The organism is Arthrobacter sp. cf158, from assembly GCF_900106835.1.
Lineage (GTDB): Bacteria > Actinomycetota > Actinomycetes > Actinomycetales > Micrococcaceae > Arthrobacter.
On sequence record NZ_FNNR01000002.1, the window covers coordinates 456,572 to 470,675 of the forward strand.

At 60.2% G+C, this 14,104-nt stretch carries 15 protein-coding genes; 13 read left to right on the top strand and 2 right to left on the bottom strand.

Annotation, left to right across the window (positions count from 1 at the left end; all coding sequences use genetic code 11):
• Nucleotides 1–7: 7 nt before the first annotated feature.
• From BLW08_RS05140 to BLW08_RS05200, 13 genes are all read left to right on the top strand, one after another.
• Nucleotides 8–499 (top strand): Cg1360 family ATP-synthase-associated protein, encoded by a 492-nt coding sequence (locus tag BLW08_RS05140; RefSeq protein ID WP_091323727.1) that lies wholly within the window; start codon nucleotides 8–10, stop codon nucleotides 497–499.
• On the top strand, nucleotides 486–821 hold the full coding sequence (locus tag BLW08_RS05145) for a hypothetical protein (RefSeq protein WP_090818579.1): 336 nt from the start codon (nucleotides 486–488) through the stop codon (nucleotides 819–821). The genes BLW08_RS05140 and BLW08_RS05145 overlap by 14 nt, the downstream gene beginning before the upstream one ends.
• Nucleotides 822–902: 81 nt before the next feature.
• Entirely contained in the window at nucleotides 903–1,703 is an 801-nt protein-coding gene (gene atpB / locus BLW08_RS05150; RefSeq protein WP_017199729.1) for a F0F1 ATP synthase subunit A, read from the top strand.
• Nucleotides 1,704–1,780: 77 nt separating this feature from the next.
• Complete coding sequence (gene atpE / locus BLW08_RS05155) at nucleotides 1,781–1,984, top strand: ATP synthase F0 subunit C (protein WP_009356484.1); 204 nt, start codon at nucleotides 1,781–1,783, stop codon at nucleotides 1,982–1,984.
• A gap of 56 nt (nucleotides 1,985–2,040) precedes the next feature.
• Nucleotides 2,041–2,598: a F0F1 ATP synthase subunit B gene (locus BLW08_RS05160; protein ID WP_091323729.1), complete on the top strand. Its 558-nt coding sequence runs from the start codon at nucleotides 2,041–2,043 to the stop codon at nucleotides 2,596–2,598.
• Nucleotides 2,598–3,425 carry a F0F1 ATP synthase subunit delta gene (locus BLW08_RS05165; RefSeq protein WP_090818585.1) on the top strand — a complete coding sequence of 276 codons (828 nt, stop codon included), beginning with the start codon at nucleotides 2,598–2,600 and terminating at the stop codon, nucleotides 3,423–3,425. Before BLW08_RS05160 ends, BLW08_RS05165 begins: the two co-directional genes overlap by 1 nt.
• 85 nt (nucleotides 3,426–3,510) lie before the next feature.
• Nucleotides 3,511–5,148, top strand: coding sequence for a F0F1 ATP synthase subunit alpha (atpA, locus tag BLW08_RS05170; RefSeq protein WP_011775259.1), 1,638 nt, complete (start codon nucleotides 3,511–3,513; stop codon nucleotides 5,146–5,148).
• 76 nt (nucleotides 5,149–5,224) lie between these two features.
• Nucleotides 5,225–6,115, top strand: a complete 891-nt coding sequence (locus tag BLW08_RS05175) for a F0F1 ATP synthase subunit gamma (RefSeq protein WP_091323731.1) — start codon at nucleotides 5,225–5,227, stop codon at nucleotides 6,113–6,115.
• Nucleotides 6,116–6,199: 84 nt separating this feature from the next.
• On the top strand, nucleotides 6,200–7,651 hold the full coding sequence (gene atpD, locus BLW08_RS05180) for a F0F1 ATP synthase subunit beta (protein WP_090818587.1): 1,452 nt from the start codon (nucleotides 6,200–6,202) through the stop codon (nucleotides 7,649–7,651).
• A gap of 1 nt (nucleotide 7,652) precedes the next feature.
• A complete protein-coding gene (locus BLW08_RS05185; protein WP_026540143.1) occupies nucleotides 7,653–7,937 on the top strand; it encodes a F0F1 ATP synthase subunit epsilon in 285 nt (94 codons plus the stop codon).
• A gap of 10 nt (nucleotides 7,938–7,947) precedes the next feature.
• Nucleotides 7,948–8,379, top strand: a complete 432-nt coding sequence (locus BLW08_RS05190) for a DUF2550 domain-containing protein (RefSeq protein WP_090818590.1) — start codon at nucleotides 7,948–7,950, stop codon at nucleotides 8,377–8,379.
• 5 nt (nucleotides 8,380–8,384) lie between these two features.
• Entirely contained in the window at nucleotides 8,385–9,683 is a 1,299-nt protein-coding gene (locus tag BLW08_RS05195; protein WP_091323733.1) for an alpha/beta hydrolase, read from the top strand.
• Nucleotides 9,665–12,181 carry a bifunctional lysylphosphatidylglycerol flippase/synthetase MprF gene (locus BLW08_RS05200; protein ID WP_091323734.1) on the top strand — a complete coding sequence of 839 codons (2,517 nt, stop codon included), beginning with the start codon at nucleotides 9,665–9,667 and terminating at the stop codon, nucleotides 12,179–12,181. The genes BLW08_RS05195 and BLW08_RS05200 overlap by 19 nt, the downstream gene beginning before the upstream one ends.
• A gap of 165 nt (nucleotides 12,182–12,346) precedes the next feature.
• On the opposite strand, the gene BLW08_RS05205 is transcribed toward BLW08_RS05200, so the two are convergent.
• The gene (locus BLW08_RS05205) at nucleotides 12,347–12,550 is read right to left on the bottom strand and encodes a cold-shock protein (protein WP_018776337.1); all 204 of its coding nucleotides are present in this window, start codon (nucleotides 12,548–12,550) and stop codon (nucleotides 12,347–12,349) included.
• Nucleotides 12,551–12,815: 265 nt separating this feature from the next.
• Entirely contained in the window at nucleotides 12,816–14,063 is a 1,248-nt protein-coding gene (gene nagA, locus BLW08_RS05210) for an N-acetylglucosamine-6-phosphate deacetylase (RefSeq protein ID WP_091323736.1), read from the bottom strand.
• Nucleotides 14,064–14,104 lie beyond the last annotated feature (41 nt).

Genomic DNA, 14,104 nt, shown 5'->3' on the forward strand with positions numbered 1-14,104 from the left:
TATCCCCATGACATCCAACGCCGATTCCGGACGCCCGTCCGGTAGACGTGGCATTGGAGTTTCCGGCGCGACACCGAACCTCTGGCTTCGATTGCTCTTCTTGAGTTCCAGTGCCTCTTTGGCCGGTGTAGTGGTCACTAGCATCGTGGCAGCAATCGTAGATGGCCACCAAGGCGCCCTCTCGGCAGCCTTCGGCGGCGGACTCGTGATGGCCTTCTTCGCCATCAGCCTCCTGATCGGCCACTTCGTCGGTCGCAACAATCCTTCCGGTGCGGTTGGCCTGTTTGTGGCGACCTACTTTGTGAAGGTCGTTGGATTCGCCGTTGTGCTCTTCGCGATCGGCACCCCCGAATGGCTGGCCAGCCGGTGGTTCCTCATCGGCGCGGTCATTTCCGTGGTCCTTTGGCAGGCCGCAGAAATCTATGGTTTCAGCAAGGCCCGTCTCCAGATCTATAACGATCCTGAAGAACGGAAGGGTGGCCCGGATGTCTCCGCGTAAGCGTTATTCGCGCCCAGCCGCGCAAGCCCAGCAACCTCGAAATGTCCATGGAACTGTGGACGCCGGAAACGACGGCGGATACAACGCCGGCATCGCCGTCTTCAGCTACATTGTTGGCGGGATCATTGTCTGGAGTTTGATAGGCTGGGGTCTGGATAATCTGTGGGGGACCCGCTGGATTGTGCTCCTTGGCGCTCTGCTGGGAGCCGCAGGAGGGTTCTATCTTTCCCATATGCATGGCCTCACCAGGCAAAGCTCCTCTTCTGGCGAGAGCAACGCAGACAGCGGTCCGTCCACGGACGGGGACAGTAATGCCAAATAATTTCACATGGATTACGGATGCGTCCACCGCGTCCATATTCCAACCAATGCCCAATGATGGACACAGCAGAGAGGAAACGCGTTGATCGCGCTTGCGCTCCCCGCCCAGGATTCGGGGTCATTCACCCCACCCGGAATCGACGAAATGCACCTGCCGGCAATCCTGCCTTGGGGTGCGCACGACGGATTCTCCAAGCAGATGCTGCTGGTGATCCTTTCGGTCGTCATTATCGCTACATTCTTCATCCTCGCTGCACGTAAGCAGCAGCTGGTTCCCGGCAAGCTGCAGTTCGCAGGCGAGATGGCCTACGGCTTCGTCCGCAACAGCATCGCCAAGGACATCATCGGCGGCAAGGACTTCATCAAATACGTCCCGCTGCTGTTCAGCTTGTTCTTCTTTATTCTGGTGAACAACATCTACGGCGCCATCCCGGTGATCCAGCTCCCGAGCTTCTCGCACGTAGGCGGCGCCTATGTGCTGGCCGGCATCGTGTACTTCACGTGGATCATCATCGGCATCAAGAAGAACGGTCTGAAGTACTTCAAGCTCGCAACCGTTCCCTCTGGTGTTCCGTGGTACATCCTCCCGATCGTCGTACCGATCGAGATCATCTCCAACTTCCTGGTTCGCCCTGTCACGCACAGCCTCCGTCTGTTCGCGACCATGCTGGCAGGCCACTTGATCGTCATGCTCGCCGGTTCCGGCATCGAGTACCTGGTAATGCAGGAAAACGTCCTTTTGAAGGGCACCTCGGTTCTGGTGCTGGTAGGGGCTATCGCCATGTACATGCTTGAGGCATTGATCATGGCCCTGCAGGCTTACGTGTTCACCCTGTTGACCGCGATCTACATCGAAGGCGCCCTGCACGCCGACAGCCACTAGGCACAAAAACTTCCCCTGATGGGGATTGAAGTAAACCAAACAACCTGCCACATGGGTGGCATCTTGAAAGGAAAAAAATGGAAGGCAATCTCAACCTCGTAGGTTACGGTCTGTCCGCAATCGGCGGTGGTATCGGTGTGGGTCTCGTATTCGCGGCTTACATCAACGGTGTTGCTCGTCAGCCGGAAGCTCAGCGTGTGCTGCAGCCGATCGCGTTCCTTGGTCTGGCACTGACTGAAGCTCTCGCCATCCTCGGCCTCGTCTTCGCTTTCGTTCTCTAGTCTTCGGATCCAGAGCAAAGCGAATTCCGCAACCGAGTAGATAGGACGGGTGAAATATGAATCAGCTGATCATCTCAGCCGCCACTGAAGGCGAAGAGGCCGCCAACCCTCTCGTTCCCAATGTCTGGGAAATGGGCGTCGTCCTCGTCGGCTTTGCGGTCCTCCTGTACATCGTGGTCAAGTTCATTGTCCCGATGTTCGAGAAGACCTTTGCAGAGCGCGCCGAAGCAATTGAAGGTGGCATTGCAAAGGCCGAAGCGGCCCAGGCAGAAGCTTCTGCAGCTCTTGAAGAGTACAAGCAGCAGCTCACCGACGCCCGCGCTGAAGCCAACCGCATCCGCGAAGAAGCACGCGCCGAAGGCGCCCAGATCCTCGCGGACCTCAAGGCCAAGGCCGCTGCTGAGGCTGCACGTATCACTGAGCAGGCACACGCAGCCATCGAGTCGGAGCGCCAGGCAGCAGTTGTCTCGCTCCGCTCTGAGGTCGGCACCCTGGCCACCACACTTGCAGGCCGCATCGTTGGTGAAGCACTCACCGACGACCAGCGCTCCGCACGCGTTGTGGACCGCTTCCTTGCAGATCTGGAGACCCAGAGCGCAGGTGCAGCTAAGTAATGGCAGGAATATCGAGCGAATCGCTGACCACAGCGCTGGCGCAGCTGGAAGCCAAGCTTCCCTTCGCCTCGTTGCAGTTGGCTAAGGACCTCTTCGGAATCCTGGGAACGGTGGACAGCTCGGCTGGCTTGCGCCGCGCCCTGACTGACCCGTCCCGCACTGGAGACGAAAAGTCGGCGCTGGTCAAGCAGCTGGTTGGCGGAAAAGTCTCCGCTGATGCTGCTGAAATTGCTGCCGGGTTGGCCAGCTCACGCTGGGCATCGGCACGCGATATCGGCGATGCACTCGAGACGCTTGCTGCCACGGTGGTTATTGCCGTAGCTGAAAACAAGTCGGCCGTTTCTGCCTCCGGTATCACGGGGCTGGAAGAGCTGGAAAACGATCTGTTTGCTTTCAACCAGACCGTTGCTTCCAGCCACGAAGTACAACGTGCTTTGTCTGAGCCGCAGGCATCACCTGCGGCGAAGATTGCACTGGCCGAGAAACTTCTTCCTGGCAGCAGCGAGGAAGCCAAGGTTCTCATCAGCCAGGCAGTTACGCAGCCGCGCGGTGTCAAGCCGAGCAAGCTCGTCGAGTCTTTCGCCAAGCTTGCAGCCAAGCGTCAGCAGCGCTGGATTGCTACTGTCAGCGTTACCCGTCCGTTGACGGAAACGCAGGCCAGTCGTCTGCAGGCCGGGCTGGATGCCCTGTATGGCCGCGAACTGAAGGTCAACGTCAATGTTGACCCCGCACTGATCGGTGGGATCCGTGTTCAGGTAGGTGACGAAGTACTCGATGCTTCGGTTATCGCCCGCCTGACCGAGCTCCGCCGCCAGCTCGCTGGCTAGCGAAGACAAAGCACAACTTAACTGATATAAAACCCGGTCATCGTGAGCAACGATGATCACGAAAACAGGAGAGCAGGGACTGCAGATGGCCGAATTGACCATCAACGCCGACGACGTCCGTAATGCGTTGAACGAGTTCGCGGCGTCCTACGAACCCGGTAACGCAGAGCGCGTAGAGGTTGGTCGTGTGACCACCGCAAGTGACGGCATCGCCCGTGTTGAGGGTCTTCCCTCGGTCATGGCGAACGAGCTGCTTCGCTTCGAAGATGGCACGCTGGGCCTGGCCCAGAACCTTGACGTCCGCGAGATCGGTGTCATTATCCTCGGTGACTTCACCGGCATCGAAGAGGGCCAGGAAGTTCACCGCACCGGTGAAATCCTGTCCGTTCCGGTTGGCGATGCCTTCCTGGGTCGCGTTGTTGACCCGCTGGGCCAGCCGATCGATGACCTCGGCGAAATCAAGGCCGAAGCCACCCGCGCGCTGGAGCTTCAGGCTCCGGGCGTTACCGAACGCAAGTCGGTCCACGAACCCATGCAGACCGGTCTTAAGGCTATTGACGCCATGATCCCGATCGGCCGTGGCCAGCGTCAGCTGATCATTGGTGACCGCCAGACCGGCAAGACCGCAATTGCCGTGGACACCATCATCAACCAGAAGGCCAACTGGGCTTCGGGAGATGTCACCAAGCAGGTACGTTGCGTATACGTCGGTGTTGGCCAGAAGGCTTCCACTATCGCAGCTGTCCGTCAGACCCTTGAGGACCACGGCGCACTGGAGTACACCACCATCGTGGCTTCTCCGGCATCTGACCCCGCTGGCTTCAAGTACCTGGCACCGTACGCAGGCTCGGCCATTGGCCAGCACTGGATGTACGGCGGCAAGCACGTTCTGGTGATTTTCGATGACCTGTCCAAGCAGGCCGAGGCTTACCGCGCCGTTTCCCTTCTGCTGCGTCGTCCGCCGGGACGCGAAGCTTACCCGGGTGACGTTTTCTACTTGCACTCCCGTCTGCTGGAGCGTTGTGCCAAGCTCTCCGACGAGCTCGGTGCGGGTTCGATGACCGGCCTGCCGATCGTCGAAACCAAGGCAAACGACGTTTCTGCCTACATCCCCACCAACGTGATCTCCATTACCGATGGTCAGATCTTCCTCCAGTCGGACCTCTTCAACGCCAACCAGCGCCCCGCTGTTGACGTTGGCGTGTCCGTCTCCCGTGTTGGTGGTGCTGCACAGGTCAAGTCCATGAAGAAGGTCTCCGGTACCTTGAAGCTGGACCTGGCACAGTACCGCGACATGCAGGCATTCGCGATGTTCGCCTCTGACCTGGATGCTGCTTCCCGTCAGCAGCTGACCCGTGGCGCACGCCTGATGGAACTGCTGAAGCAGGGCCAGTACTCACCGTTCCCGGTTGAGAACCAGGTTGTTTCCATCTGGGCCGGCACCAACGGCTACTTGGACGACGTTCCGGTTGAGGACATCAGCCGTTTCGAGTCCGAGTTCCTGGAGCACCTCACGCACAAGTCCTCCATCCTGACCACGCTGGCTCAGACCAACGTCCTGGATGACGACACCGCTGCAGCTTTGAAGGAAGCCATCGTTTCCTTCAAGAAGGGCTTCTTCGGCGAAGGCGACAACCACTTGGTTGGCGCTGGCCACGAAGAGCACGCAGCGATCTCCGGCGGCGACGTCGACCAGGAAAAGATCGTCAAGCAGAAGCGCTAGTTCCGATAACCTGCTCTGCCGGGGTCCGAAAGGGCCCCGGCAGGGCAGCACATCGGAAACTTAGGAAAGGATAAGTATGGGAGCCCAGATTCGGGTCTACCGTCAGAAGATCAGCTCGACGACGTCGATGCGCAAGATCTTCAAGGCGATGGAACTGATCGCTACCTCGCGCATCGGTAAGGCCCGCGCCCGCGTAGCAGCTTCACTGCCTTACGCGAACGCGATTACCCGCGCCGTTTCTGCTGTCGCAACTCAGAGCGAAATCGACCACCCGCTGACCACCGAACCGGACCAGATCCGCCGCGCCGCAGTCCTGATTATTACATCGGACCGTGGCCTTGCTGGATCCTACTCCGCGAGCGTGCTCAAGCAGGCTGAAGGTCTCACCGAGCTTCTTCACGCAGAAGGCAAGGAAGTCAAGGCGTACCTGGTTGGCCGCAAGGCGCAGGCGTACTTCGATTTCCGCAACCGGTCCTACGCCCGCGTATGGACCGGTGGCACGGACGCACCGGAATTCGAAACCGCGCAGGAAGTCGGAGCTGCACTTCTTGAAGACTTCTCCACTGACTTCGAAGAGGGCGGCGTGGATGAAATCCACGTTGTATACACCCGCTTCAAGTCCATGGTGACGCAGGAGCCCACGGTTATCCGTTTGCTCCCGCTGGAGGTCGTCGAAGAGGAAGCAGCCTCGGAATCCGAGCTGTTGCCGTTGTACGAGTTTGAACCGGAGACAGAGCAGGTGCTCGACGCACTGCTTCCGCGTTACATCGAGTCCCGCATCTTCGCAGCCATGCTGCAGGCCGCAGCTTCTGAGCTCGCAGCCCGCCAGCGCGCTATGAAGTCGGCCGGTGACAACGCTACCGATTTGATCAAGAAGTACACGCGCCTTCGCAACACGGCCCGCCAGGCCGAGATTACGCAGGAGCTTTCCGAAATCGTGGCTGGCGCAGACGCCCTCGCGTCCTAGCCTGCAACGCATTCGGCTCGAAGCCGTACCTGCACCAAACAGATAAACTTAAATCCACGCCATCTACTGAGTGAAGTGAGAGAGATGACTGCCACTGCTACCGAACACGTAGCTACGGCCGGTGCCACCGGCCGCATTGCCCGTGTTATTGGTCCGGTTGTCGACGTCGAATTCCCGGCTGACGCAATCCCCTCGATTTACAACGCTCTGACCACTGAGATCACTCTCAACGGCCAGACCAAGACCATCACGTTCGAGACGTCACAGCACCTGGGTGACAACCTCGTTCGCGCCATCTCCCTGCAGGCAACCGACGGACTCGTCCGCGGGACCACCGTGCAGGACTCCGGCGCTCCGATCTCCGTGCCCGTCGGCGACGGTGTCAAGGGCCACATCTTCAACGTTCTCGGCAAGCCGCTGGACGTTGACGAGTCGGAGATCAAGGCTGACGCCTACTGGCCGATCCACCGCAAGGCTCCGTCCTTCGCCTCCCTCGAGGGCTCCACGGAGATGCTCGAGACCGGCATCAAGGTCATCGACCTTCTCACCCCGTACATCAAGGGTGGCAAGATTGGCCTGTTCGGCGGCGCCGGCGTTGGCAAGACCGTTCTGATCCAGGAAATGATCACCCGTGTTGCCCGCAACTTCGGTGGTACTTCCGTCTTCGCCGGTGTTGGTGAGCGTACCCGTGAAGGTAACGACCTCTGGGTTGAAATGGAAGAGGCAGGCGTTCTCAAGGACACTGCCCTTGTGTTCGGCCAGATGGATGAGCCGCCGGGAACGCGTCTGCGCGTAGCCCTCTCCGCTCTGACCATGGCGGAGTACTTCCGCGATGTCCAGAACCAGGACGTGCTGCTCTTCATCGACAACATCTTCCGCTTCACGCAGGCAGGCTCGGAAGTCTCCACGCTGCTCGGCCGTATGCCGTCTGCTGTGGGCTACCAGCCGAACCTTGCTGACGAGATGGGCCTCCTCCAGGAGCGCATCACCTCCACCAAGGGTCACTCCATCACGTCTATGCAGGCCATCTACGTGCCGGCTGATGACTACACCGACCCGGCTCCGGCAACGACCTTCGCACACCTCGACGCGACCACGGAACTTTCCCGTGAAATCGCATCCCGTGGTCTGTACCCGGCCGTTGACCCGCTGACGTCGACCTCCCGTATTCTGGATCCCCAGTACATCGGCAAGGACCACTACAACACGGCTGTCCGTGTTAAGCAGATCCTGCAGAAGAACAAGGAACTCCAGGACATCATCGCCATCCTCGGTGTTGACGAACTGTCTGAAGAGGACAAGATCGTCGTGTCGCGTGCACGTCGTATCCAGCAGTTCCTCTCCCAGAACACCTACACCGCCAAGCAGTTCACCGGCGTCGAGGGCTCCACCGTGTCCATCAAGGACACCGTGGAAGGCTTCACGGCTATCTGCGACGGCGAGCTGGACCACATCGCAGAGCAGGCGTTCTTCAACGTCGGCGGCCTGGATGACGTCGAGCGCAACTGGGCCAAGATCCAGGAACAGACCAAGTAGTATGGCTGAGCTCGAGGTTGAGATTGTCGCAGCGGACCACTTCGTGTGGTCCGGCGCGGCCAAGATGGTGAAGGCCCGCACCAGCGATGGTGAAATCGGAATCCTGCCGGGCCACTCGCCCCTACTGGCCATCCTGGCCGAGGGCGAGCTGGCAATCCAGCCGGTTTCCGGTGACCGTATTGCGGTAGTAGTCGATGGCGGATTCTTCTCCGTCGACAACGATCGCGTGGTCATTGTTGCTGACAACGCCAAATTGGGCGAAGCGGCTACAGCGGGGATCCGATAGCACGACCTTGATGGACGATTCCCTTATTCCGTTCATCGCTCTGGCAACAGCGTTTACGTTGCTGATCATTTCACTGTGCCTTTTCGGGGTGCGCCGCTTCAACCTGCGGCGTGCCCTGGGCACGGTCGACGCCTCCATTTGCACGGCTGGAAACAGCTGGCAGATGGGGGTTTGTCGTTATCAGGACAATGAGCTCGAGTGGTTCCGCTTGATGTCCCTCAGCGTGATCCCCAAGCACAGGTTCAAACGCAGTTCCTTGGAACTGCTGGGTCGCCGGCAGCCGACTGAAGATGAACTGGTCAGGGTGCAGCCCGGTGTGGTTGTTGTTGAACTGCAGTACGAAGGCAAGAAGTTCATGCTGGCCATGAACTTCGACGCGTACGCAGGGTTGTCTTCCTGGCTGGAGGCCGGGCCGGTCATCGGCGTCGGAACCTGGCGTTAGGCGCCATGGACTTTTTGTCGGACGTCAGCCTGGTAGACGGGCCGTTCCTCTGGTTCAGCATTGTTTGCGGTGCGGGCGGTGGAGTGTATCTCCTGTGGCGGCGTCGGCGCCGGTGGCCGCTCGTCGTCGCCGCCTCCCTGGCTGTTTCCGTGGGGGTGGTGGCACTCGTTCATTGGATCCTGATCGATCTGATGGCCACGTTTTCCGAAAACCTTCCCTTTGAAACTCTGGCCTGGTCGGTCCCAGCGGTCATGGCACTGGTTCTCTGCGCTTTCCGGTTTCCGCGAAACACTGCCAAGGGCCGTTCGCTGAGTGTCGTGGCCATGCTGGGGGTCGTCCTCCTCAGCGTCGTGCAAGTAAATCTGTACTTCGGCCTGAACAATTCGGTCGCCGATTTGATGGGTACCGCCGTGGCGCGGATCCAGCCGCTGGAAAGCGGCCTCAAACGTCTTCCCGGCGGCAACCCCGGCCCTGCGTTATCCACGTGGAAACCGCCGGAGTCCATGCCTAAAACGGGCACCCTGCGGAAGGCCGACATTCCCGGGACGATTTCCGGATTCACAGCGCGGGACGCCTACATCTATCTTCCCCCCGCGTACCAGACGACGCCCCGTCCCGTCCTCCCGGTGTTGGTTCTCTTCTCAGGTCAACCTGGCGGTCCTGCTGACTGGTTGACTGGCGGCCAGCTCCGGTCACAACTGGATCGCTATGCCGAAGCCCATCATGGCATTGCTCCGGTGACGGTGGTGGTGGATCCCAATGGTTCGGGCAGCGCCAACACCATGTGCATGGACAGCCTGATTGCGCCGGCCGGCACCTACCTGTCCCAAGATGTACCCGCATGGATTAAGTCCACGTTGGACGTCTCCACCGATCCTCAGCAGTGGGCGGTGGGTGGATTTTCCTTCGGTGGCACTTGTGCCATGCAAATGGGAACGGCACATCCGGAGATCTTCCCAACCGTGCTCGCATTCTCTGCAGAACGGGAACCTGCGCTTGCGAAGGACCGCAACAAGACCATTGGAGACGCATTCGACGGCGACGCGGCGGCCTTTGAGGCCAAGACGCCCTTGGTCTTGATGCAGCAGCGCAACTACGCAGGCAGCGGCGTTTACTTGACGGCCGGCGAAACAGACCATGAATTTACTGCCTATATGCACGAGCTGGCGGACGCGGCAAAGAATGCGGGATTCGAAACAGAAGAGCACTCGATCCAACACGCCGGGCACTCCTGGGACGCAGTGGTCCGGGGCATGCCGGGAGCGCTGGATTTCCTGGCCACCCGGTGGAGGCTGCCGCGGTGAGCCTCGCCCTCAACAGTGTGGTCAAGCCCGCGATTCTAAAGGCCGGCAGGCATCTACGGGCAACACCTTTCACCTTGCTGGTGCTCGTGTTGTTCGTGGGATTGTCACTGGCGGCCGGTAGTTTCCTGTCCGGCCCGCCGGAACCATGGCTTTCTGTGGCAGGGGTGTCGCTCGATGGGCTCAGGGCGGGGGAGTGGTGGTCCATCTGGACTTCGCTCTTCTTCACCACCAATCCTTTGGCATACGCCACGGCGATCATGATGTTCCTGCTCCTTCTGGGTCTTGCAGAGCGACGCTTCGGTTCTGTCAGAACGGCCGGAGTGTTCTTTGGCAGCCAGTTTGCCTGCGTGTCGGCCTTCCTCCTGGTCACCCAGGTTGCGCGGTATGCCGATGACGGGTGGCTTTCCCGGATGGCAGGAACCCGGCTGATCGGGCCGTATGGTGCCGTTCTTGCAACAGCCCTCGCTGCCAGCGCCCTCCTTCCGACGCTCTGGCAGCGACGCCTGCGGACCGTGGTGCTATCAATCTCACTGCTCTTGGTGCTGTACGTGGGGCACGCAGAGACGGTGGTGGGATTCCTGGGCGCTCTGATTGGCTTGGCCGCGGGATGGTGGATGCAAAGCAGCAAAGGTCATCTCCACCTTCACCGGTCCACGGGCAGGGAGGTGCGAAACCTTCTGTCGTTGACCATGGCAATCTTTGCGGTGGGACCCATCGTGACCGCAGCGGCCAAGAGCCCGTCCGGCCCCTTGGCCTTGCTGCGCGACGTCATCCTGAACCCGCTGCCCACCCTCACGCAATTGGAGAGCAACTGCGGAGGCACCATTGACGTGACGTGCTTGGAGGTCGGCCGGCAGGGTTACACAGGCCCCTTCGGATTGGCCTTGGCCGTGGTGCCGGTCGTCCTGCTTCTGATCTGCGCTGACGGCATGAGAAGGGGACGAAGGCTCGCCCTGGGGATCGCGATCGGTGTGCAGCTGGTGGTGGTGGGTCTTTCGACGATCTACCTGGGCCTTTTTGCCGGTATGCCCAGGCCGCAGGGGCGGCCGCACGTGGGGATGCTGAACTCTGCGGTTGTCCATTTGATCCCCTTGGTGGTGGTCCCGCTGGTCCTGGCCGTTCTCTTGTTTGTCTATCGCGGCCATTTCAGGGTGGTCTCTTCGGATCGGCTCCGACGCAGGGTTTTCTGGTTGGTGGGCCTGACGGGACTGACGCTTGGTCTCATTTATACGGCTGTGTGGCTGGCTTCCGGCGGCATGGACCGCGACGGCGGCTTGTTGGGTCTGGCCGCGGAGCTCGCCAGACAGTATCTCCCGGTTCCACTGCCTGGCGTTTACCGGAAGGTTTTCGCAGACCGGGATGTGCTGGAAGTGTTCCTCTTCTCCTACTCCGGCACGGTCTTTTGGCTGGTGGCCCTGGTGGGTGTGTGGATTTTGCTCATCCGGGGGCACCATTCCGGGGGACTGGACCATCAATCGCGGGAAAGAGCCCGCACGTTGGTCAAGTCCGGTGGTGACTCCTTGTCCTGGATGGCTCTCTGGGAGCCGAACAAATACTGGTTCAATACCGAAGGTACCGGGGGCGTGGCCTACCAACAGCATGGCCACGTGGCCTTGACGCTGGCTGGTCCCTTTGGAGCAGCGGAACACCGTGGGCATACGGCCAGCGGTTTCCTTGACTACTGCACCCGGCATGCGCTCACACCTTGTCTCTATTCCTGCACGGATGAGCTATGGCCCATGCTGCAGCCCCGAGGCTTCCGCAGGGTCGCAGTGGCCCAGGAAACACGGCTGCGGATCACGGATCTGGAGTTTCGCGGCAAGGAGTGGCAGAACGTCAGGACTTCCCTGAACCGTGCTCGGAAGCTGGGGATTTCGGCCAGCTGGGGCCGATACTCGGAGTTTCCGCTGAGTGTGCGCGCTCAAGTCAGTGAGGTGTCGGAGGAATGGGCGGCCCAGAAGAAGATCCCTGAAATGGGCTTCACCTTGGGTGGCTTGGACGAGCTCGACGACGCGGACGTCCAGTGCTGTGTCGCCGTGGACGAAGCTGGCTTTGTCTATGGAGTGACCAGCTGGCTACCGGTCTATGAGAACAGCGTGGTTGTCAGTTGGACACTGGACTTCATGCGTCGGCGGGGTGACACGTTCCCGGGTGTCATGGAATTCCTGATTGCTTCGGCTATCCAGCACTTGCGCGGGTCCGTGGAAGTGATCTCGCTGTCCGGCTCGCCCCTGGCACGGGAGAAGGGCGAGATTGAACAACAGGCGGAAGGCCTGGCCGGCATTCTTGATGTGGTGGGACAGGCACTCGAACCGGTTTATGGATTCAGGTCGCTGGCGTCTTTTAAGTCGAGATTCCAGCCCGAGTACAGAACTCTGTACATGTATTACCAAGACCCTCTGCATCTGCCCGCAATGGGACGTGCGCTGAGCCGGGCATACCTTCCGGGATTGTCTGTGCGGCATTCTGCACGACTCCTCCGAACCTTGGTTGGTTGATTAGTCAACGCCATTTTGGGGTGGGGATTTCTTCTTTCTTCACGGTTTGTAACAGTCGTTGTCGAAATATCAGACATTACCGGTCTTAAACGTGTTGACCCCGGCTCGAAAGCCGGGGTCAACACGTTTGTTGTAGCTGCAACAAGCAGAATTCAACAGTTAAGGCTAGACGACGGTAACGCCGGTTGCCTGGGGGCCCTTGGCGCCCTGACCGATCTCGAACTGAACGCGCTGGTTCTCATCGAGGGTCTTGAAGCCGCCGGTCTGGATCTCGGAGTAGTGGACGAAAACGTCGCCATCCGAGTCATCCGGGGTGATGAAGCCGAAGCCCTTTTCAGCGTTGAACCACTTGACGGTTCCCAGTGCCATGTATTTCTCCTCATTGTGGAACATCAGTCCGATACACTTCGTACCGGCTTTGTTACTCCGCGAGAAGACCTTTGAATCCGGCCAGGCCAGGCCCGGTTGGTTTCGAAGGAGCTTCACGCTCGCAACTCGTCTTGCGAGCATGAAAACCACCTACACAAAGACTGCTACAACACTTTCATGAGCCCTGCCGGAGGTCAACGGTCTTTTGGGCAATTCGGGAAAATTTTCGGTAAAAAGAAGGTAACGCAGACCCGTGCAATTCACGCTAGGACAACCACTGGCCGTTCCGCATGACGCCGGTCAGTTCCAGATCCTCGTTTGTCACAACAACGTCGGCACGAAGGCCTCTGCGCAATCCACCAATTTCGTCGGAAAGCCCCAGGACTGCGGCGGGCACCGCTGTGGCGGAACAAATAGCGTCCGGTAGTGCGACGCCGGCCGCTACGGTCTTGCGGACGACCTCCAGGAGGGTGGCAGTCCCGCCCGCGATGGACCCTGTTGCATCCAGCGTGGCGACGCCATCACTGACCGTCACGGGGGAGGGGCCCAGCATGTAGCGTCCATCCGACAGACCGGCAGCGGCCATCGAGTCTGTCACCAGCACGATGTTATTGGCTCCGACGAGTTGGAAAACCGTAGCCACGGTGCTGGGGTCAAGGTGAGTGCCGTCGGCGATAAGTTCCACCACGGCCTTACCCTCCTGCGCCATCCGGAGGCAGGCGGCGACCGGACCGGGCGCTCTGTGGTGCATCGGCGGCATCCCGTTGAAAAGGTGCGTGACAGTGGGAAGCGAGCTGACGCCGTCGAACCCTGCCGACTCCAATCCCTCCCTGGCGGCGGCCAGAGACGCTGCGGCGGTGGCGTCGTCGCAGTCAGTGTGCCCCAGCGAAGGCGTCACGCCATGGGACGTCATCAGGTCCACCAGCGCAGCGGCTCCCGGCAGCTCCGGCGCATAGGTCATGGTGGCGAGCTTGCCGGCTGCGGCGCCCACCAGCTCGTCCATGAGATCCAGGTCCGGTTCCAGCAAATAATCCGGGTTCTGCGCACCGCAGCGGGCATGGGAAAGGAATGGTCCCTCAAGGTGAATACCGGCCACAAGGCCTTCGTCCACCAGTTTTACGTAGAGCTGGATGCCGCGAAGAAGGTCCTCCCGGGGAGCGGTGACCATGCTCGCGAGGAAGGTGGTTGTTCCCGAGCGGTGCAGGAAATCCACTGCTTTGCGCGCCGAAGTCTCTTCACCGCCGGGAAAATCGCCACCGTTACCACCATGGCAGTGCACGTCCACCAGGCCAGGGACCAGGTAACTGCCGTTGGGTACCCCAAGGCGGACTGCGCTCTGGAAGCCTTCAAATGCCGCGGGATCGAATCCGTTGGCAGGCCCGGCATAGGCAATCCGGTCGCCGTCGATGGCTATGAGGCCGTCCTCCACCACCTCGCCGTCGCTGACAAGCGTTCCTTTGATGATCTGGTGGCTTGGCGCGGAGGAAGTGGGAAAGGGGGATGCGGCAGTCATGTCTTGATTCTAGTGGCCTGCGGCACACCGTCCTGAAGGAA